The sequence below is a fragment of the Pseudomonas sp. BIGb0278 genome (assembly GCF_024809895.1).
In the GTDB taxonomy this organism is placed as follows: Bacteria; Pseudomonadota; Gammaproteobacteria; order Pseudomonadales; family Pseudomonadaceae; genus Aquipseudomonas; species Aquipseudomonas shirazensis.
Genome location: NZ_JANUEL010000001.1, coordinates 157,511 through 176,862 on the forward strand (window position 1 = coordinate 157,511; position 19,352 = coordinate 176,862).

At 61.3% G+C, this 19,352-nt stretch carries 16 protein-coding genes; 12 read left to right on the top strand and 4 right to left on the bottom strand.

Annotated features, from left to right (window positions below):
* Positions 1-135: 135 nt before the first annotated feature.
* The 3 genes from M2396_RS00760 to M2396_RS00770 are packed head-to-tail and all read left to right on the top strand — an operon-like array spanning position 136 to position 2,003.
* Positions 136-675 (top strand): TetR/AcrR family transcriptional regulator, encoded by a 540-nt coding sequence (locus tag M2396_RS00760; RefSeq protein WP_259072367.1) that lies wholly within the window; start codon positions 136-138, stop codon positions 673-675.
* Positions 676-697: 22 nt separating this feature from the next.
* A complete protein-coding gene (locus M2396_RS00765) occupies positions 698-1,531 on the top strand; it encodes an alpha/beta hydrolase (RefSeq protein ID WP_101323080.1) in 834 nt (277 codons plus the stop codon).
* A gap of 43 nt (positions 1,532-1,574) precedes the next feature.
* On the top strand, positions 1,575-2,003 hold the full coding sequence (locus M2396_RS00770; protein WP_101321451.1) for a thioesterase family protein: 429 nt from the start codon (positions 1,575-1,577) through the stop codon (positions 2,001-2,003).
* An 8-nt stretch (positions 2,004-2,011) separates the two neighbouring features.
* Here M2396_RS00770 and M2396_RS00775 read toward each other — a convergent pair whose 3' ends face one another.
* Positions 2,012-2,719: an ATP-binding cassette domain-containing protein gene (locus M2396_RS00775; protein WP_259072368.1), complete on the bottom strand. Its 708-nt coding sequence runs from the start codon at positions 2,717-2,719 to the stop codon at positions 2,012-2,014.
* Positions 2,720-3,607 (bottom strand): hypothetical protein, encoded by an 888-nt coding sequence (locus M2396_RS00780; RefSeq protein WP_224785551.1) that lies wholly within the window; start codon positions 3,605-3,607, stop codon positions 2,720-2,722.
* Between the two features lie 430 nt (positions 3,608-4,037).
* Here M2396_RS00780 and M2396_RS00785 point away from each other — a divergent pair, with 430 nt between their 5' ends.
* Both M2396_RS00785 and M2396_RS00790 read left to right on the top strand, forming a co-directional pair.
* Complete coding sequence (locus tag M2396_RS00785) at positions 4,038-5,012, top strand: tRNA-dihydrouridine synthase (protein ID WP_101321437.1); 975 nt, start codon at positions 4,038-4,040, stop codon at positions 5,010-5,012.
* Positions 5,013-5,138: 126 nt separating this feature from the next.
* Positions 5,139-5,582: an Hsp20 family protein gene (locus tag M2396_RS00790; RefSeq protein ID WP_101321435.1), complete on the top strand. Its 444-nt coding sequence runs from the start codon at positions 5,139-5,141 to the stop codon at positions 5,580-5,582.
* Between the two features lie 49 nt (positions 5,583-5,631).
* Here M2396_RS00790 and M2396_RS00795 read toward each other — a convergent pair whose 3' ends face one another.
* Together M2396_RS00795 and M2396_RS00800 are read right to left on the bottom strand one after the other, a co-directional pair.
* Entirely contained in the window at positions 5,632-8,928 is a 3,297-nt protein-coding gene (locus M2396_RS00795; protein ID WP_259072370.1) for a PAS domain S-box protein, read from the bottom strand.
* A gap of 61 nt (positions 8,929-8,989) precedes the next feature.
* On the bottom strand, positions 8,990-9,868 hold the full coding sequence (locus M2396_RS00800; protein WP_101321431.1) for a LysR family transcriptional regulator: 879 nt from the start codon (positions 9,866-9,868) through the stop codon (positions 8,990-8,992).
* Between the two features lie 130 nt (positions 9,869-9,998).
* Here M2396_RS00800 and leuC point away from each other — a divergent pair, with 130 nt between their 5' ends.
* The 7 genes from leuC (at position 9,999) to truA (ending at position 19,345) form a co-directional block, all read left to right on the top strand.
* On the top strand, positions 9,999-11,432 hold the full coding sequence (leuC, locus tag M2396_RS00805) for a 3-isopropylmalate dehydratase large subunit (protein WP_101321429.1): 1,434 nt from the start codon (positions 9,999-10,001) through the stop codon (positions 11,430-11,432).
* Positions 11,429-12,073 carry a 3-isopropylmalate dehydratase small subunit gene (gene leuD / locus M2396_RS00810; RefSeq protein ID WP_101321427.1) on the top strand — a complete coding sequence of 215 codons (645 nt, stop codon included), beginning with the start codon at positions 11,429-11,431 and terminating at the stop codon, positions 12,071-12,073. Before leuC ends, leuD begins: the two co-directional genes overlap by 4 nt.
* 78 nt (positions 12,074-12,151) lie before the next feature.
* On the top strand, positions 12,152-13,234 hold the full coding sequence (gene leuB, locus M2396_RS00815) for a 3-isopropylmalate dehydrogenase (RefSeq protein ID WP_150572950.1): 1,083 nt from the start codon (positions 12,152-12,154) through the stop codon (positions 13,232-13,234).
* 64 nt (positions 13,235-13,298) lie between these two features.
* Complete coding sequence (asd, locus tag M2396_RS00820) at positions 13,299-14,411, top strand: aspartate-semialdehyde dehydrogenase (protein ID WP_101321423.1); 1,113 nt, start codon at positions 13,299-13,301, stop codon at positions 14,409-14,411.
* Between the two features lie 139 nt (positions 14,412-14,550).
* On the top strand, positions 14,551-15,555 hold the full coding sequence (locus tag M2396_RS00825) for an aspartate-semialdehyde dehydrogenase (RefSeq protein WP_259072372.1): 1,005 nt from the start codon (positions 14,551-14,553) through the stop codon (positions 15,553-15,555).
* Between the two features lie 71 nt (positions 15,556-15,626).
* Positions 15,627-18,371: a FimV/HubP family polar landmark protein gene (locus M2396_RS00830; RefSeq protein ID WP_259072375.1), complete on the top strand. Its 2,745-nt coding sequence runs from the start codon at positions 15,627-15,629 to the stop codon at positions 18,369-18,371.
* Positions 18,372-18,490: 119 nt separating this feature from the next.
* A complete protein-coding gene (gene truA / locus M2396_RS00835; protein WP_101321417.1) occupies positions 18,491-19,345 on the top strand; it encodes a tRNA pseudouridine(38-40) synthase TruA in 855 nt (284 codons plus the stop codon).
* Positions 19,346-19,352: the final 7 nt, after the last annotated feature.

The window sequence follows — 19,352 nt, forward strand, 5'->3', positions numbered from 1 at the left end:
TTCGATTATTGAATGGGCCTTTTGTTTTTTCTGCCTTCCTTACTTTTTCAATGAAGCGGCCTGAGCTCGATTTTTTCGCTTGCCAATAAATATTATGTGCATCATATTACACTCATAATATTTATCGGGTGGCTTATGAACGACAAGAAGAGCAAGACCCGCCAACGCATTCTCGATTCAGCCCGCAGCGCGTTGATCCAGCACGGACCGGCCGAGCCCAGTGTGAGTCAGGTGATGGGCGCCGCCGGGTTGACCGTGGGCGGTTTCTACGCGCACTTCGACAGCAAGGACGAACTCATGCTCGAGGCGTTCAGCCAGTTGCTGAGCGAGCGCCGCGGTTTATTCACCCAGATCGATCCAGCCCTGGACGGCGCCGGCCGCCGTGCCCTCGCTGCTGCTTTCTACCTGTCACGCAAGCATCGCGACGCGCTCGAGCAGGCATGCCCGTTGCCCACCTCGCTGAGCGAGATGCAGCGCCTGCCTGAGGCGTTTCGCGAGGCGCTGGCCGAGCACCTGGAGCTGATGACCGCGCAGATGGTCGACCGCCCTGAGGACGCCGACAAGGCGTTGGCCGACCTGGCGCTGATGATCGGTGGCCTGGCGCTGGCCCGGGCGCTGGGCACCAGTGAGCTGTCCAACCGAATCCTGTGCGCCGCCAAGTCGGCGGTCATCTAGTGGCCTGACTGGAGTATTGATGATGACTACCCTGAGCTGGATTCGCGGCGTCAACGGTACCCTGGGCCGGCTGGCCCCCGAGCATATAGCGGGCAAGATGCGCCGCGCCTTCATGACCCCGCGCAACCTGCCGCCGCGGCAATGGGAGTTGCCCTTGCTGGCGACAGCTGAACGCATCACCTTGCGCTTCGGCCTGTCAGCGCTGCGCTGGGGCCAGGGGCCGACGGTGCTGATGATGCACGGTTGGGAAGGGCGCCCAACCCAGTTTGCCGCGTTGATTGAAGCGCTGGTGGCGGCCGGGCATACCGTGGTGTCGCTGGAAGGGCCGGCCCATGGACGTTCTCCGGGCCGCCAGGCGCATGTGGCGCTGTTTGCCCGGGCGCTGCTCGAAGCTGCTGCCGAACTGCCGCCGCTGCGCGCCGTGATCGGCCATTCGATGGGCGGTGCCAGTGTCTTGCTGGCGCTGCAATGGGGTTTGCGCACCGAGGCTGCGGTCAGCATTGCCGCGCCGGCGCAACTGCTCGGGGTATTGCGCGGTTTTGCCCAGCGGCTGGGCATGCCGGCGCGGGCGCGGGCGGCGTTTATTCGCCAGGTCGAGCAGGATGTCGGCCTGCAAGTCGCCCGGCTTGACGTCAACGGCTATCAACTCGAGCTGCCGGGCCTGATAGTGCACGCCAGTGATGATCCTCTGGTCGCTGCCAGCGAAGCGCAATTGATCCACAAGGCCTGGTTCGACAGCCGCTTGCTGATGCTCGAAGAAGGCGGTCACCAGCGTGTGCTGGCCGACCCGCTCCTGGTCGAAGGCGTGCTTGAGCTGCTGGCGCGCGCTGCCACACCAGCACGCCAAAGCGCCTGAGCATCCGGTACAATCAACGCGTTCAATGACCTTCGGAGCGCGCATGAGCTGGGATCTGGCATCGCCATTCATCATCGACCTACGCGTTGGCGGTGACGACATCGACGGCCTCGGCCACGCCAACAACGCGGTCTACGTCACCTGGCTGGAGCGCTGCGCCTGGCGCCACTCGCAGCGTCTGGGTCTGGACCTGGCCGAATATCGCCGTCTTGACCGGGCCATGGCCGTTGTTCGCCACGAAATCGATTACCTGGCTGCCGGCTACGAAGATGACGAGCTGCAACTGGCCACCTGGATCGTCGACTGGGACCAGCGCCTGCGCATGACCCGCCGGTTTCAGCTCAAGCGCCCGAGCGACGGCGTGACCCTGCTGCGCGCGCAAACCACCTTTGTCTGTATCGAGCTGTCGACCGGCAAGCCCAAGCGTATGCCGGGCGAATTCATTGAAGGTTATGGGCAGGCGCTGATGTGATACCTCAATCAGTCTTTCGACGAAGCGAGGATAAACGCTTCGTCAAGGCACTCTGTGTCGTGGTGGGTCATAAAATGTTCGGCACTGCTGAACTCCTGCAATGTGCGTTGAGCAAGCATGTAGAACCGATCACAGTTAGCCGTGATTTCCTGAATGTGGTGTGATGAGACGAGCACGGTCGCGCCCTCTGCGCAGGCCTTGCGAATGGCCAGCCATATATAGTGCCGGAACTCCGGGTCAACGCCAGCTGTCGGCTCATCAAGGATAAGCAAGTCGCCCTGCATCACGAGCAACGTCAGCGTGAAAAAACTCCTTATTTCTCCATAGCTGCAGTTCGCTAGTTTTTTGTTCCAGAGGGCCGCATAGCGTTTATACAAGGGGACTGACCATCGCTCCATGCACTTGAAGGTTTCACCCGCGCTAAGCGGCTTGTCCCCATCAAGATGAGTGATGAGGGCGTGAATCTCCTGCATACGCAAGCCTGGGGGAGGTGACAGCGTTTGGGATAGGTATAACTGACGGCAAGCGTTATTGGTCAGGGTACCGGCGTCTGGCTTCCTAAGATTACAAATCAAGTCAAACAAGGTGGTCTTGCCCGCGCCATTGGAGCCGAGTATTCCGATAGCCTCACCTCGGTAGGCAGAAAAATTGAGTTTATGGAACAGCGGGGTGCGAGCATATGAGTAGCCTAGGTCGCGGATAGTGATCTTGGTCATTCAGTATCTGCTCCATACGGGTTGGATGCGAAAATAGCGCTTGGCCAGATAAAGACTAAACAGGAATGAAGCAGCGACGGCGACAGCAGCTGTCAGCAATGGGATGTCGCCCGATAGCAGCGCTGCGATCAGGGCAAGCGGATTGTAGCGTGAAAGAGGCGTTGAGGATTCAGTAGCTGAAGCACTGATAAACCCTAGCACCAACATCGCAAATGAAAAGATTGAAAATAGAGTGCCTGCTGTACTGAACTTGATCGGCAAAATAGTAAAAATCAGACCGATCGATGCAAACCCCAGGTAGCTAATGTAAAAACCCGTCAGTAGGAATGTGTACTCCGTGATGGAATAAGCGCCTGTCATGGGCTTGGTAATTAAATAGAAGATAGAGAAGTGGATCGCGCTGATACAGCTATTACTGAGGATGTGCGAGGTTAGAAATAGCCTCAGTGCAGATTCGTTATAGATGAATGACCGTATGAACCCACTCTCTCGCCGGCCAATGAGGTAGTAGCTCAAGCCGAATAAGGCTGAGCTGCATGCGATGTATGCATAAAACCATGATGCCGACGACGTGTAGTCTGGCGGCGCCAGTTGAGCGTGTTTTGATGAAGCCATGAAGTAGAATAATGCGCACGGGGAGAGTGTGGTCCATAGAAGTGCGGTGGGCTCTCTGAGTTGTTCGATGATAAATAATTTGGTAATTGTATATATCTTTATGTGAGATCGCTTAAAGCATCCGGATCCGCCAGAGCCATCACTCCCGCCGCTGCATCCGCCGCTACCTCCACAGCCACCTGCACCGCCCGATCCTCCAAAGAACTCAGGATCGAAGTGGTTGGCGACCCCTGTTTTTAACTTCAGCAGCGTAGTTCCAAATGTAGTTGTCATTTTGCCTCCTTGAATGCCCCGGTGTAGATTTTTCAAGGTTTAGTAGTTTTGATGCTGTTCGTCAATGTTACCCGGCGATCAATGGGTACCTCTACGGTGTAGTATGTTTATTGAGTTTCGTTATTTGGCGAATAATCCTGCGAAATGGATTTCAGAAATTTCCTAAATTAATGTAGTCCCAGGATTGAAATGCTATTAGTTGCTCGCTGTTTTCTTAAGCGCAAGTTTTTCTTCTGACTGTACTGGATGCGCTGTAGGAATTGTTACTGTCAATCGCGAGCGGTTAAACGTGAAAAAAATCTGAATTCCACGCAATTATTTTTCAAACGGGCGATTGTGTTGCGCACCGTGGTGCTCTCGCCTCAGCAGCTGCCCTCCGTCCGTCCGGGTTTCTTCTCTGATAGAATGCAAATTTTTGAAGAGCCCCCTCATGCAAATTGCCCTGGCCCCCATGGAGGGGCTGGTCGACAACATCCTGCGCGACGTCCTCACGCGGGTCGGCGGTGTCGACTGGTGCGTGACCGAGTTCATTCGCGTCTGCGACCGCCTGCTGCCACCTTCCCAGTTCGACAAGCTCGCCCCTGAACTGCGCCACGGCGCGCGTACTGCGGCAGGTGTGCCCATGCGCGTGCAGTTGCTTGGCTCCGATCCGGTGTGCCTGGCTGAAAACGCTGCATTGGCCTGCGAGCTGGGCGCGCCGGTGATCGACCTGAATTTCGGCTGCCCGGCCAAGACGGTGAACAAGTCCCGCGGTGGGGCGGTGTTGCTCAAGGAGCCTGAGTTGCTCCACGCGATCGTCCGTGAAGTGCGCCGGGCGGTGCCTGCCCACATCCCGGTCACGGCCAAGATGCGTCTGGGCTTCGATACCCCGGATGGCGCCCTCGATTGCGCTACCGCGTTGGCCGAAGGTGGCTCGGCGCACCTGGTGGTGCATGCACGGACCAAGGTCGAGGGCTACAAGCCGCCGGCGCACTGGGAGTGGGTGGCGCGGGTGCAGGATGTGGTCAAGGTGCCGGTGTTCGCCAATGGCGAGATCTGGACCGTGGACGACTGGCGACGGTGCCGCGAGGTCAGCGGCGCTGAAGACATCATGCTCGGCCGTGGCCTGGTGTCGCGGCCTGATCTGGGCCTGCAGATTGCTGCTGCACGGGCGGGGCTCGAGTATCAGCCGCTTGCCTGGCAGGCGCTGTTGCCGTTGCTGCGCGAGTTTTGGCGTCAGGCCCAGGCCAAGCTGTCGCCGCGCTATGCGCCGGGGCGGATGAAGCAGTGGGTGGCAATGCTGACTCGCAGCTATCCGGAAGCAGTACTGTTATTTGCCGAACTGCGCCGGGTCGATGATTGTCAGCGGATCACCCATTTGCTGGGTGCCGACATCAGCCAGCTGCCATGTGAAGCAGTGGCCTGAGCAAATTTTAAAAATTTTTTTGGTTGAGCTCTTGAAAGCGGTTGGTCGGGCCATATCTATTTAGTACGCGATGCCGAATTCGGGTCGCGGATTGACTCACTTGCTGATTTTCAGGAGTTTATGACCATGACTACCGCTTTCTCCCTTGCACCACTGTTCCGCCATTCCGTTGGTTTCGACCGTTTCAACGACCTGTTCGAATCCGCGGCGCGTAATGAGGCCGGTAGCAGCTACCCGCCCTACAACGTGGAAAAACATGGCGATGATCACTATCGCATCGTGGTTGCAGCAGCAGGCTTCCAGGAATCAGACCTTGAACTGCAGGTTGAGAAGGGCGTACTGACGGTTACTGGCGGCAAACGCGACGCCAGCAACGACGCAGTGACCTACCTGCACCAGGGCATCGCTCAGCGTGCCTTCAAGTTGTCGTTCCGCCTGGCCGACCACATCGAAGTGAAATCCGCAGGCCTGGCCAACGGACTGCTCAGCGTCGAACTGCTGCGCGTCGTGCCGGAAGAAGCCAAAGCCAAGCGGATCCCGATCAGTGCTGACAAGCCAGCGTTGAACTGACGATTGGCTGGGGCCGCCTCGCGGCCCCATTCCTCTATCCCCCGCCTGATCAATAATCCGCCGGTGCCTCAAGCAACATTTGCCTGAACTCGCTCAGCGGCAACGGTCGGCTATGCAAATACCCCTGATACAAATGGCAACCCAGCCGCTCCAGAAACTCCAATTGCTCGCTCAGCTCGACGCCCTCGGCAATGATCGTCAACTCAAGGCTGCGGGCCATGGCGACGATGGCGCGGACGATCTCGGCATCATTGGGATCTATCGGCGCATCGCGCACGAATGACTGGTCGATCTTCAAGGTATCCACCGGCAGCCGCTTGAGATAGGTCAGCGACGAGTAACCGGTGCCGAAGTCATCCATGGCAAAACTCACGCCGTAGCCTTTGAGTTCACGCATCTTGGCGATGGTGTCCTCCAGATTCTGGATCACGATGCCCTCGGTAATCTCCAGCTTGAGCATGTGCCGGGGCAGGCGATAGTCGTCCAGGCTGCGCAGCACTCTGCCGACAAAGTCGTTCTGGCGGAACTGCCGCGGGCTGATATTCACGCACAGGCTGAACTCGTCCGCCTTGATCAGGCCGTCGCTGAGCATGCCGGCGCAGGCATCACAGGCCTCGTCGAGAATCCAGCTACCCACCTCCAGAATCAGCCCGCTTTCTTCCAGCACCTGGATGAACTGCGAGGGCGGTTGCTGCCCCAGTTGCGGGTGATGCCAGCGCAGCAGTACTTCAGCGCCGACAATGCGATTGTCGCGAGCATCCACCTGCGGCTGAAAGTGCAGCGCCAGTTCGCCGCGGGCCAACGCTTGGCGCAGGTCATTCTCCATGCGCAGGCGTTCACTGGCGGCCTTTTGCATGGTGGTGTGGTACAGCTGGGTGGTGTTGCGCCCAGAGTCCTTCGCCCGGTACAGGGCAATGTCGGCGCGCTTGAGCAAGTCGGCAGGCGTAGCCCCATGATCGGGGATCAAGGCAACGCCAATGCTGGGGGTGACTTGCAGGCGCTGGCCGTCCAGAGACATCGGCTCGGCGAGCAATTCGCGCAGGGTGTCGGCCAGTTCGCGGACCTTGCCTTCAACCGTCTCGCGGCTGCCTTCCAGACCGCTGAGCAAGACCACGAACTCGTCGCCGCCCAGGCGCGCCACGGTGTCTTCCAGGCGCACGCTGGCCTCGAGCCGGGCGGTGATGACCTTGAGCACGATGTCGCCGACCGGGTGACCGAGTGAGTCGTTGATGTGCTTGAAGTGATCGAGGTCGAGAAACAGCAGCGCGCCGCGCAGGTTGTGCCGCTTGAGCAGGGCGATCTGCTGGCTCAGGCGGTCCATCAGCAGGGCTCGGTTGGGCAGGTTGGTGAGCGGGTCGTGGTACGCCAGGTGGCGAATCTGCGCCTGGGCGTTTTTCAGCTGGCTGACGTCGCGCGCGGTCAGCAGCAGGCATTCGGTGGCATTCAGGGTAATCGGCTCGACCGACACTTCCACCGTCAGCAGCTCGCCGCGTTTGTTGCGTCCGAGCATCTCGCGGTGGTGCACCCGCCCGCGCAGTTTGATCTCGCTGAGCAAGGTCGCCCGTTGCGTGTCGTCGGCCCAGATGCCGAGCTCGTGCACGGTACGCCCGATCACTTCGTCAATGCTGTAGCCCGTCAGGCGGCAGAAGCCGTCGTTGACTTCCAGGTACAGGCCGCTGGCGCGCACGGTTATGGTGATGGCGTCGGGGCTGGAGTGAAACGCCTTGGCGAATTTCTCTTCACTGGCCTTGATTGCCGCTTCGGCGCGCTGCTGCTGAGTGATGTCACGCAGTGAGGTCACGCTGCAGGGCTGGTTATCGACCATGATCAGGCGGCTGGAAATGACACAGGTCATGGGCGCGCCACTACGATGGTTGACCACGACTGCGACGTTGCTCAGCGCCCGTTCGCGGATCACGTGTTCGATACGCTGGGCGCGCTCTGCGGTTTCTGCCCACAGGCCGATCTGCTCGGCGGTGCGGCCGAGCACCTGTTGCGCGCTCCAGCCAAAGGTCTGGCTGAAGGCCGGGTTGATCTCGATGAACTGGCCATTGTCCTGGCGGGTTACGCAGATTGGGTCGGGGCTGACCTGGAAGAGGCTGGCGAACTTTTCTTCAGAGGCGCTCAGGCGCTGCTCGCGCTCGACCTGGTCGGTGATGTCGAGCAGGGTGCCAGCCATGCGCAACGGATTGCCCTGCTCGTCACGGTAGAGGCGGGCGCGGCTTTCTATATAGCGCGCTGCGCCATTTTCCAGCTGCACCCGATAGGTGATCTGGTAACTGCCCGCCGGGCCTTCGCGCAAGCTGCGATAAGACTGGCGCATGGCCTCACGCTCCTGTTCAGGCACACCTTCGAAAAATGCTTCGAAGGATTCATGAAACGGCACCGGCTCCAGCCCATGCAGCTGCGCGGCGCGCGCCGAGCCGTAGAGCATGCCGCTGGGGATATGCCAGTCCCAGGTCCCCAGCTGGGCAGAGTCCAGCGCCAGGTCGAGGCGTTCCTGGCTGTCCTTGAGGGCAAGCTCGGCGCGCTTGCGCTCGCTGGTATCGACAAAGGTAGTGAGTAGAAACGCTATGCCCTCCAGCTCGATGCTCTGGGTGCACAGGATGCCGTCGTGGACCTTGCCGCCGCTGCCGCGAAACTGCACTTCCATGGTGATCGGCCCGGTGTTGTAGCGGGTCGCCTCCAGTACCTGCTGGCGCTGTTCCGGATGCACCCACAGGCCCAGTTCGATACTGGTCTTGCCGACGATCTGCGCCCCGGGCCAGCCGAACATGTCTTCAAAATGCTGGTTGACCTCGAACAGCATGCCGTCTTTGCGCCGACTCAACAGAATGGCATTGGGGCTCATGTGAAACAGGCTGGCAAAGCGTTTTTCCGAGTTGATCAAGGCCGTTTCGCGGTCGCGCTGGCGGGTGATTTCGCGGATCACGCCGATCATCTGCCGGCGGCCATTACGGTCGTGGGTCAGGCTGCCGCTGACTTCCAGCCAGTGCAGGCTGCCGTCGGGCCACCGAATCCGATGACGCATGGCCTGCTCGATGGGCTCGCCATTGACCACCGCCTGAAACGCCAGGCGGGTACGCGCGCGGTCTTCCTCCGGGAGCAGTTCAAGGTAGTCGATATCACTGGGCAAAGGCTGCTGCGGATCGAAGCCGAACAGCGCCTGGGTGCCTCGCGACCAACTGATTCGGCCACTGTCGATATCCCACAGCCAAGCGCCCAATTGCGCGCCATTGAGCGCCGCCAGCAACTGCGGGGCGTTCTGCCAGGCCAACTCCGAGTCCTGCGGGTCGACAGCAGGAATACGCGGCAAGCGCGGAAAACGGTTAGCTGATTTGGGCATCGATACCAGACCTTTGGCGAGTGACCTGTCCCTGAGAGTGGTGTGCCGCCCCGACGAACCGTCAGGCGCTGCCGGCGTGACTGTCGAGCAGGGCCATGAATGCCTTGGCGGCATTCGAAAGGGTGCGCTCGGTGTGCAGAATGTAGCCTAGCTGCCGCGTCAGCTTTACGCCGGGCAAAGCGATAGGCGCAACCTGATCATCGAGCATGGTGCGCGGCAGCACGCTCCAGGCAAGGCCGATCGAGACCATCATCTTGATGGTTTCCAGGTAGTTGGTGCTCATCGCGATGTTGGGTGTCAGGCCCTGGCTTTCGAACAGGCGCTGGACAATGTGGTGGGTAAAGGTATTGCCGCCGGGAAACACTGCCGGATGGCGGGCGACGTCAGCCAGGCTCACTGTCTCGCTGCTGGCCAGCGGGTGCTCGGGGGCAGCCACCAGATCCAGCGGATCGTCCCAGACCGGCACCGCGCGCACCAGGTTGTGCGGTTCGGGGGCCAGGGTAATTACCGCGATTTCAGCCCGGCCGTGGAGTATTTCATCGTAGGCCGCTTCCGAATCTAGGAACTGAATATCCAGCGCAACCAGGGGGTACTGACGGGTGAAAGCCCGCAATAACGGTGGCAGGCGGTGCAGGCCGATGTGGTGGCTGGTCGCCAGGGTCAGCCTACCCGTGACTTCACCGGTCAGATTGCTCAGGGCGCGTCGTGTATCGTCGAGTACATTGAGTATCTGGTAGGCACGCGGGAGCAGGGCGCGGCCGGCCTCGGTCAGGGTCACTTCGCGGCCCAGCCGATCGAACAGGCGAACGTCAAGTTGCTGCTCAAGGCCAGCGATGCGTTTGCTGATGGCGGGCTGGGTCAAATGCAGGCGTTCTCCTGCGCCAGAAAAACTGCCGGTCTCGGCGATGGCGATAAACGCACTGAGGTTGGCCAGGTCCACTGCTCGTATTCCTTTTGGTTATCCAAAGCATAAAAATTATCAATTTGAGTTATTCAATCTAAACCCATAGCATCGTCCGTACAAGCCAAGGGGTTATTGGCATAGAAAGACGCTGATGAGGAACAGTCTGATGGCCGGCAAAACGCTTTACGACAAGCTCTGGGATGCGCATGAGGTCAAGCGACGCGACGATGGTTCGTCGTTGATCTACATCGATCGCCACATCATTCACGAAGTGACGTCGCCCCAGGCATTCGAAGGCCTGCGTCTGGCCAAGCGGCAGCCGTGGCGGATCGACGCCAACATCGCTACGCCCGACCACAACGTGCCGACTACCCCTGAGCGCAAAGGCGGCATCGAGGCCATCGCTGACCAGGTGTCGCGTTTGCAAGTGCAGACCCTCGATGAAAACTGTGACGAATACGGCATCGTCGAATTCAAGATGAACGACATTCGCCAGGGCATCGTTCACGTCATCAGTCCAGAGCAGGGCGCCACCTTGCCGGGCATGACCGTGGTCTGTGGCGACTCGCACACCTCGACTCACGGCGCTTTCGGCGCACTGGCCCACGGCATCGGTACTTCCGAGGTCGAGCACGTGCTCGCCACCCAGTGCCTGGTCGCAAAAAAAATGAAGAACATGCTGGTCCGTGTCGAGGGCCAGCTGGGCGAAGGCGTGACCGCCAAGGACATCGTCCTTGCCGTGATCGGCAAGATCGGCACCGCCGGCGGTAACGGCCATGCCATGGAATTTGCTGGCAGCGCCATCCGCGACTTGTCGATGGAAGGCCGCATGACCATCTGCAACATGTCCATCGAGGCCGGCGCCCGAGTTGGCCTGGTCGCTGTCGACCAGACCACCATCGATTACGTCGAAGGCCGCCCCTACGCGCCGACTGTCAGCCAGTGGCCGCAAGCGGTTGCCGCCTGGCGAGGGCTGGTGTCCGACACCGATGCGGTATTCGATACCGTGGTCGAGCTCGACGCCGCACAGATCAAGCCACAGGTCAGCTGGGGCACCTCGCCGGAGATGGTCCTGGCCGTTGATCAGCGTGTACCGGATCCAGCTGCCGAGCCGGATCTGGTCAAACGTGGCTCGATCGAGCGCGCGCTCAAGTACATGGGCCTGAGTGCCAACCAGGCGATCACCGATATTCGTCTCGATCGGGTGTTCATCGGCTCGTGCACCAACTCGCGCATCGAAGACCTGCGCGCTGCCGCCGAAGTCGCCAAGGGCCGCAAGGTCGCCGCTACCGTCAAGCAGGCGATGGTGGTACCGGGCTCGGGCCTGGTCAAGGCTCAGGCCGAGAAGGAAGGGCTGGACAAGATCTTCATCGAAGCCGGCTTCGAATGGCGTGAACCGGGCTGCTCGATGTGCCTGGCGATGAACCCGGATCGGCTGGAAAGCGGCGAGCATTGCGCGTCGACCTCCAACCGTAACTTCGAAGGTCGGCAGGGCGCCGGTGGTCGTACCCACCTGGTCAGCCCGGCAATGGCCGCCGCTGCCGCGGTGACCGGCCACTTCATCGATGTCCGCGAGTTGATTCAAGGGAGCGCAGCATGAAAGCCTTTACCCAGCACACCGGCCTGGTTGCGCCATTGGATCGCGCCAACGTCGATACCGACCAGATCATCCCCAAGCAGTTTCTCAAGTCGATCAAGCGCACCGGCTTCGGCCCGAACCTGTTCGATGAATGGCGCTACCTGGACGTTGGCCAGCCATATCAGGACAACAGTAAGCGCCCGTTGAACATGGACTTCGTGCTCAACCACGAACGTTACCAAGGTGCCAGTGTGTTGCTCGCCCGGGAAAACTTCGGTTGCGGCTCGAGCCGTGAGCACGCCCCGTGGGCCCTCGACGAATATGGCTTTCGCAGCGTCATCGCGCCAAGCTTTGCTGATATCTTCTTCAACAACAGCTTCAAGAACGGCTTGTTGCCGATCATCCTCAGCGACGAAGAAGTCGACGAGTTGTTCAAGCAGGTCGAAGCCATTCCAGGCTATCAGCTGACCGTCGACCTGCAGGCGCAGGCCGTTACCCGTCCTGACGGCAAGGTGCTGCACTTCGAGATCGACGCCTTCCGCAAGCATTGCCTGCTCAATGGTCTCGACGACATTGGCTTGACCTTGCAGGATAGCGAGTCGATCCAGGCGTTCGAAGCCAGGCACCGCGCCAGCCAGCCATGGCTGTTCCGCGAAGCCTGAAGCAGCGCGCAGGTCGGGCATTAATTTTTGTTCGGCGCGGCCATGGCGGCGGCGCCGTTTGAACGGATAGAGAAAAGCATGAGCAAGCAGATTCTGATTCTCCCAGGTGACGGTATCGGCCCGGAAATCATGGCCGAAGCGGTCAAGGTACTGGAGCTGGCCAACGACAAGTTCCAGCTCGGTTTCGCCCTGGAGCACGATCTGATCGGTGGCGCTGCCATCGACGCCCATGGCGTGCCATTGGCGGATGCCACCCTTGAGCGTGCGCGCAACGCTGATGCGGTGCTGTTGGGCGCGGTCGGCGGGCCGAAGTGGGACAAGATCGAGCGGGACATTCGTCCAGAGCGCGGCCTGCTGAAGATTCGTGCGCAACTGGGCCTGTTCGCCAACCTGCGTCCTGCGATTCTCTACCCGCAACTGGCCGACGCCTCTTCGCTGAAGCCGGAAATCGTTTCGGGCCTGGACATCCTCATCGTCCGTGAACTCACCGGCGGCATCTACTTCGGCGCCCCGCGTGGCCAGCGCGAGCTGGAAGGCGGCGAGCGTCAGGCCTACGACACCCTGCCATACAGCGAAAGCGAAGTGCGCCGGATTGCCCGGGTCGGCTTCGACATGGCCCGCGTGCGCGGCAAGAAGCTGTGCTCGGTCGACAAGGCCAACGTACTTGCGTCCAGCCAGCTGTGGCGTGAAGTGGTTGAAGAGGTTGCCAAGGATTACCCAGACGTCGAACTCAGCCACATGTACGTCGACAACGCCGCCATGCAGCTGGTGCGGGCACCCAAGCAGTTCGATGTAATGGTTACCGACAACATGTTCGGCGACATTCTTTCGGATGAAGCGTCCATGCTCACCGGTTCCATCGGCATGCTGCCTTCGGCCTCGCTGGATGCCAACAACAAAGGCATGTACGAGCCATGCCACGGCTCGGCGCCAGACATCGCCGGCCAGGGCGTAGCCAACCCGTTGGCGACCATCCTGTCGGTGTCGATGATGCTGCGTTACAGCTTCAATCAGCACGCTGCTGCCGAGGCAATCGAGCAGGCGGTCAGCCAGGTGCTCGATCAAGGCCTGCGCACGGGTGATATCTGGTCGACAGGCTGCAACAAGGTTGGCACCAAGGAAATGGGCGATGCAGTAGTCGCGGCGCTGCGGAATCTGTAATCTCTCTGGCCCGCTGCCAATATCTCTCGGTGGCGGCCCACTTTTTAGCAAAGGTGTAGTTGCGATGAAACGTGTAGGTCTGATCGGTTGGCGTGGAATGGTCGGTTCCGTGCTCATGCAGCGCATGCTGGAAGAGCAGGACTTCGACCTGATCGAGCCGGTGTTCTTCACCACCTCCAATGTCGGTGGCCAAGGTCCGAACGTGGGCAAGGATATTGCTCCGCTGAAGGACGCCTACAGCATTGAAGAGCTGAAGACCCTCGACGTCATTCTGACTTGCCAGGGCGGCGACTACACCAACGAGGTGTTCCCCAAGCTGCGCGAAGCCGGCTGGCAGGGTTACTGGATTGACGCTGCATCGTCGCTGCGTATGCAAGATGACGCGGTGATCGTCCTCGATCCGGTCAACCGCAAGGTGATCGACCAGCAGCTCGATGCCGGTACCAAGAACTACATCGGCGGCAACTGCACCGTCAGCCTGATGCTGATGGGCCTGGGTGGCCTGTTCGAAGCGGGTCTGGTCGAGTGGATGAGCGCCATGACCTACCAGGCCGCTTCCGGCGCTGGCGCGCAGAACATGCGCGAGCTGATCAAGCAGATGGGCGGCATCAACGCCGCCGTCAGCGAAGACCTGGCCAACCCGGCCAGCGCCATCCTCGACATCGACCGCAAGGTTGCCGAGGCCATGCGCAGCGAAGCCTTCCCTACCGAGAACTTCGGTGTGCCGCTGGCCGGTAGCCTGATCCCCTGGATCGACAAGGAGCTGCCCAACGGCCAGAGCCGTGAGGAATGGAAGGCCCAGGCCGAGACCAACAAGATCCTCGGCCGCTTCAAGAGCCCGATCCCGGTCGACGGCATCTGCGTGCGCATCGGTGCCATGCGTTGCCACAGCCAGGCGCTGACCATCAAGCTCAATAAGGATGTGCCGCTGGCCGATATCGAAGGCATGATCAGCCAGCACAACCCATGGGTGAAACTGGTGCCGAACCAGCGTGAAATCAGCATGCAGGAGCTGAGCCCGACCAACGTCACCGGTACCCTCAACGTGCCGGTTGGTCGTCTGCGCAAGCTGAACATGGGCAGCCAGTACCTGGGCGCGTTCACCGTCGGTGACCAGCTGCTGTGGGGTGCTGCCGAGCCGCTGCGCCGCATGCTGCGGATTCTGCTGGAGCGCTGATTGCGTTTGCACTGAAGAAAAACCCGCGCTGTTGCCCAGCGCGGGTTTTTTTATGGGCGGTAGATGGCGCGGCCAAGGTACCCCCAGGCTGAGAATCCAAGTAAAGTGCCGCTCCCGCCGTTTCAGCAGAGGACTCCCCATGAGCCAACCCCTAGATATCGCCGTGATCGGCGCCACCGGCAGTGTCGGTGAAACCCTCGTGCAGATCCTCGAAGAGCTCGAATTCCCGGTGGGCACCCTGCATCTGCTGGCCAGCATGGAATCGGCTGGCAGCAGTGTGATGTTCGCCGGCAAAAAGGTGCGCGTGCGTGAGGTCGATAGCTTCGACTTCAGCCTGGTCAAGCTGGCCTTCTTTGCTGCGGGCCCGGCGGTCAGCCGCAGCTTCGCCAGCAAGGCCCATGCCGCCGGTTGCAGCGTGATCGACCTGTCCGGCGAGCTTGAGCACGCCGTTGCCCTGGTACCAGAAGCCAATCCCGAGCAGGTGGCCGGCTTGAGCCTGCCCGCGCTGATCACCAGCCCAAGTGCCAGTGCCGTGGCCCTGGCGGTGGCGTTGGCGCCGCTCAAGGGCCTGCTCGATATCGAGCGGGTGCAGGTCATGGCCAGCCTGGCGGTGTCGGCCCAGGGCAAGGAAGCGGTGGGTGAGCTGGCCCGGCAGACCGCCGAGCTGCTCAATGCGCGGCCATTGGAGCCGCGCTTCTTCGATCGGCAGATCGCGTTCAACGTGTTGGCCCAGGTCGGCGCCGTTGATGCGCACGGCCACAGCGCGGTAGAGCGGCGCCTGGTCAATGAGCTGCGGGCGCTGCTGGATATGCCAGCGCTGAAGATTTCTGTGAGCTGCGTTCAAGTCCCGGTGTTTTTCGGCGATAGCTTGAGTGTGGCCGTGCAAAGCCGGCGCCCGGTGGATCTGGGTGCGGTGAACCAGGCGCTGGAGGCGGCGGCGAGCATCGAATTGGTCGAAGCGGATGATTATCCGACACCGGTGGGTGACGCAGTCGGCCAAGACGTGGTCTATGTTGGTCGTGTACGGCACGGAATTGATGAGCCAGAGCAGCTCAACCTTTGGCTGACCACCGACAACCTGCGCAAGGGTGCGGCACTCAACGCCGTGCAGGTCGGCCAATTGTTGCTTAAACACAGGCTGTAAAAGATACTGCTGAGCACTTTTGTCCTGCACCGCATGCAGGTTTCGGGACGATTCATACAAGGGAAGAGGTCATGCTTCGAATTCGCAAACTGGTTCTGGCCATGGCGGCAGCTTCGGCGCTGTCGTCTGGCATGGCCAATGCTCTGGGGTTGGGTGAGCTGACACTGAAGTCGGCGCAAAACCAACCGCTGGACGCTGAGATCGAACTGCTCGACGTTCGCGACCTCACCGCTGCCGAGGTGGCACCTAGCCTCGCTTCGCGCGAAGAGTTCGCCAAGGCCGGGGTGGCCTATCCGTCCTACGTCGAGGACCTGACCTTCACCACGGTGCTCAGCCCCAACGGCAAGAGCGTGTTGCGGGTTACTTCCAGTCGGCCGTTGCCGGAGCCGGTGGTCAAGTTCCTGGTGCAGGTAATGTGGCCGCAGGGGCGATTGCTGCGTGACTACAGCGTTCTCCTCGACCAGGCCCAGGCCCAAGGCGCGCAGCCTGCTGCAGCCAATATAAACCCGGCCGTGAGTGGTGCCGCCAACTACACCACCAAGCGCCGCGACACGCTTTGGCAGATTGCTGCGCGCAACAGCCAGGGTGGCTCGGTGCAGCAGACCATGCTGGCGATCCAGGCGCTCAACCCGGACGCGTTCATCGGCAACAACATCAACCAGCTCAAGGTCGGTCAGGTGCTGCGACTGCCTGATCAGCAACAGATCCAGAGCATCCCGCAGGGTGAGGCCAATCGCGATGTGGCCGAGCAATATGCCGCATGGCGTGAAGGGCGCAGGCTCGGGCCGCGCGCCCGCCAGCTCGATGCCACTCGCCGCGGTGCCGCTGAAGCCACGCCTGCGCAGATCGCTCAAGGCGACAACCTGCGCCTGGTGACCCCTGGCGGCAAGACCGCCAGGAACGATGCCAAGGCGGTCAGTGACAAGCTGGCCGTGGCCCAGGAAAGCCTGGACACCAGCCGTCGTGACAACGACGAACTGAAAAGCCGCATGACCGACCTGCAGAGCCAGCTGGACAAGCTGCAGCGTCTGATCCAGATGAAGAACGACCAGCTGGCCCGCCTTGAAGCCCAAGGCGCGGCCGAGCCAGACCCGGCCGCTGCAGCTGCGCTGCCTGGTGCAGAGACGCCTGCTCAGCCTGCTGTACCTGCTGTCGATGCGCAACTGGCCCCGGCCGAGCCGGTGGTTACACCTGCGCCAGCTGCTGTGGATACTGCGCCGCAAGTCGCTCCTGCAGACGAGGTCAAGCCGGAGCAGAGCGCTCTGGACCAGTTGCTCGGCAACCCGCTGTTGCTGGCGCTGATCGCCGGTTCCGCGCTGCTCGTGCTGCTGTTGCTCCTGCTCTTGCTGGCGCGTAAGCGTAAAGCCGACCAAGAGGCCGAAAAACACCTGCGCATGGCCCGTGCCTTGTCGGAGGAGGGCGAGCGCAACCCTGATCTGGATCTGCCACCTGGCAGCTTCGACGGTCTGGACATGTCGGCGCCGAGCGTGACCCTTGCACCAGCGGTAGTAGCAGCGTCGGCAGCAGCGGCGACAGCGGCCGAGAAACCGGCGGTGCCGGTTGCTCCGGTGGTGCCAGTGGTGGAGGCTGAGCCCGCAGCTCAAGCCGATACTCCTGATCCACTGCTCGCGGAAGTCGACCTGAGCCTGGCTCGTGGTCGCCTGAATCACGCCGCCGACCTGCTCGAACCAGCGGTTGCTGCCGAGCCGGAACGCAGCGATCTGCGCCTCAAACTGATGGAAGTCTACGCGCGCCAGGGCGACCAAAACGCCTTTGTCGAGCAGGAACGCCAGTTGCCCGCCAACCCAGCCAATCAAGCCGAAGTCGAATCGCTGCGCGAGCGCTTCCCGGCCATGGTTGCACTGGCAGCTGCCGGCCTCGGTGCTGCGGCGCTGGCCGCTGAGCTGGACGAGCAGTACGTACAGGAGCTGCTGCAGGACGAACAGGACATCCCGGCCGCTGTCGAGCCGGAGCCGGTGCTTGACGATCTGTCTTTCGAGCCCGAGCCGGTAATCACCGAGCCCGCACCTGCAGCAGAGCCTGAGCCCGAGCCGGCCGCACTGGCCGATATCGAACCGGTTGCCGAAGACGATCTGGACACTGCCTTCGACCTCAGCCTGGACGATGACCTGTTGCTGGATGAGCCACTGCAGGCGCAGCCCCAGGACGACCTCACGGTAACGCTGGACGATAATCCGCAAACCGAGCTGAGCGAGCCGGTTGAACCTGTCGCTGCCGCTACCGACGCGGACGATGATTTCGAAGCGCTGCTGGCACAAGCCCAGGCCCAGGCCCAGGCCGAGCCGCAGGCCGTTGATGACCTGGCTGACTTCGACCTTGACGTCGGCGACGTAGCAGTCGAGCCGCCGGCAGCAGAGCCACCGGTAGATGTCGCGGCGGAACTGGCCGCATTCGACGAAATCCCCGAGTTCGATCCGATCTCCGAGCTGGAGCTGCCAGACGACTTCGATCTGTCGCTGTCGCTGGACGACGACTCGCCGGCAGCGCAGAACTTCGCCTCCGAGCTGGACGACGTCAACGCCGAACTCGACAAGCTGTCGCAGAGCCTGGAAACCCCGCCGCTCCCGCCGCAGTTCACGGCCGCCGATGCCGAGCAGGAGCTGGAGCCGCTGGACGATTTGGACTTCGACTTCTTCTCCGGCGCCGATGAGGTCGCGACCAAGCTTGACCTGGCGCGTGCCTACATCGACATGGGTGACCATCAAGGGGCGCGGGACATCCTTGATGAAGTGGTCAAGGACGGCGACGACACCCAGCGCAGCGAAGCTGAGGACATGCTCTCGCGTCTGGTCTAGTCAGCCAGTTCAGCAGAACGGGGCAGGGCCGACATGGTGCCTGCCCGGCAACGGCAGCCCTATCGGCTGCCGTTGTCGTTATACTGGCGCCTTTTGTTCCATCCACAGGTTTCAGTTACTTGGACATCATCGACATCGACCGGGCCGAATCGGCGGCCGAAGGCTTCTCCCGGATTGCCCTGGGCGTGGAATACAAGGGCGCCCGCTACCGTGGCTGGCAGCGCCAGACCAGTGGCGTACCGAGTGTTCAGCAGGCGCTTGAGCAGGCCCTGTCGAAGGTGGCCAATGCACCCATTACCGTGTCTTGCGCCGGGCGCACCGATGCCGGTGTGCATGCCAGTGGTCAAGTTGTGCATTTCGATACCAATGCGTTGCGCGACGAGCGTGCCTGGACCATGGGTACCAATTTCAATCTGCCCCACGACATCAGCGTGACCTGGGCGACGGTCATGCCGGCGGATTTTCATGCCCGCTTCAAAGCCAACGCCCGGCGTTATCGCTACGTCATCTACAACGATCCGATCCGCCCTGCGCACCTGGCCGAGGAAGTCACCTGGAACCACCGCCCACTCGACGTCGAGCGCATGGCCGAGGCCGCTCGATGCCTGCTCGGTACCCACGACTTCAGCGCCTTTCGCGCCAGCCAGTGTCAGGCCAAGTCGCCGGTCAAGGAGATGTACCACCTGCGCGTGACCCGGCACGGCCAGATGATCGTGCTCGACATCCGCGCCAGCGCCTTTCTGCACCACATGGTGCGTAACATCGCTGGTGTGTTGATGAGCATCGGCAGCGGTGAGCGGCCAGTGGCCTGGGCCCGTGAAGTGCTGGAAAGCCGCGACCGGCGCGAAGCCGGAGTTACCGCGCATCCGTATGGGCTGTACCTGGTCCAGGTCGAATATCCCGAGCCATTCGTGCTGCCTCAGCGTTACATCGGCCCACACTTTCTCAGCGGTTTCGATACCTTGGCGGACTGACGCGGCA

What these genes read in the sequence shown, in the direction of transcription:
- leuC (WP_101321429.1), top strand. Translation starts at nt 9,999, where the DNA reads ATGGCCGGCAAAACGCTTTACGACAAGCTCTGGGATGCGCATGAGGTC.
- M2396_RS00785 (WP_101321437.1), top strand. Translation starts at nt 4,038, where the DNA reads ATGCAAATTGCCCTGGCCCCCATGGAGGGGCTGGTCGACAACATCCTG.
- M2396_RS00830 (WP_259072375.1), top strand. Translation starts at nt 15,627, where the DNA reads ATGCTTCGAATTCGCAAACTGGTTCTGGCCATGGCGGCAGCTTCGGCG.
- M2396_RS00780 (WP_224785551.1), bottom strand. Translation starts at nt 3,607, where the DNA reads ATGACAACTACATTTGGAACTACGCTGCTGAAGTTAAAAACAGGGGTC.
- M2396_RS00760 (WP_259072367.1), top strand. Translation starts at nt 136, where the DNA reads ATGAACGACAAGAAGAGCAAGACCCGCCAACGCATTCTCGATTCAGCC.
- M2396_RS00765 (WP_101323080.1), top strand. Translation starts at nt 698, where the DNA reads ATGACTACCCTGAGCTGGATTCGCGGCGTCAACGGTACCCTGGGCCGG.
- asd (WP_101321423.1), top strand. Translation starts at nt 13,299, where the DNA reads ATGAAACGTGTAGGTCTGATCGGTTGGCGTGGAATGGTCGGTTCCGTG.
- leuB (WP_150572950.1), top strand. Translation starts at nt 12,152, where the DNA reads ATGAGCAAGCAGATTCTGATTCTCCCAGGTGACGGTATCGGCCCGGAA.
- leuD (WP_101321427.1), top strand. Translation starts at nt 11,429, where the DNA reads ATGAAAGCCTTTACCCAGCACACCGGCCTGGTTGCGCCATTGGATCGC.
- M2396_RS00795 (WP_259072370.1), bottom strand. Translation starts at nt 8,928, where the DNA reads ATGCCCAAATCAGCTAACCGTTTTCCGCGCTTGCCGCGTATTCCTGCT.
- M2396_RS00770 (WP_101321451.1), top strand. Translation starts at nt 1,575, where the DNA reads ATGAGCTGGGATCTGGCATCGCCATTCATCATCGACCTACGCGTTGGC.
- M2396_RS00825 (WP_259072372.1), top strand. Translation starts at nt 14,551, where the DNA reads ATGAGCCAACCCCTAGATATCGCCGTGATCGGCGCCACCGGCAGTGTC.
- M2396_RS00790 (WP_101321435.1), top strand. Translation starts at nt 5,139, where the DNA reads ATGACTACCGCTTTCTCCCTTGCACCACTGTTCCGCCATTCCGTTGGT.
- M2396_RS00775 (WP_259072368.1), bottom strand. Translation starts at nt 2,719, where the DNA reads ATGACCAAGATCACTATCCGCGACCTAGGCTACTCATATGCTCGCACC.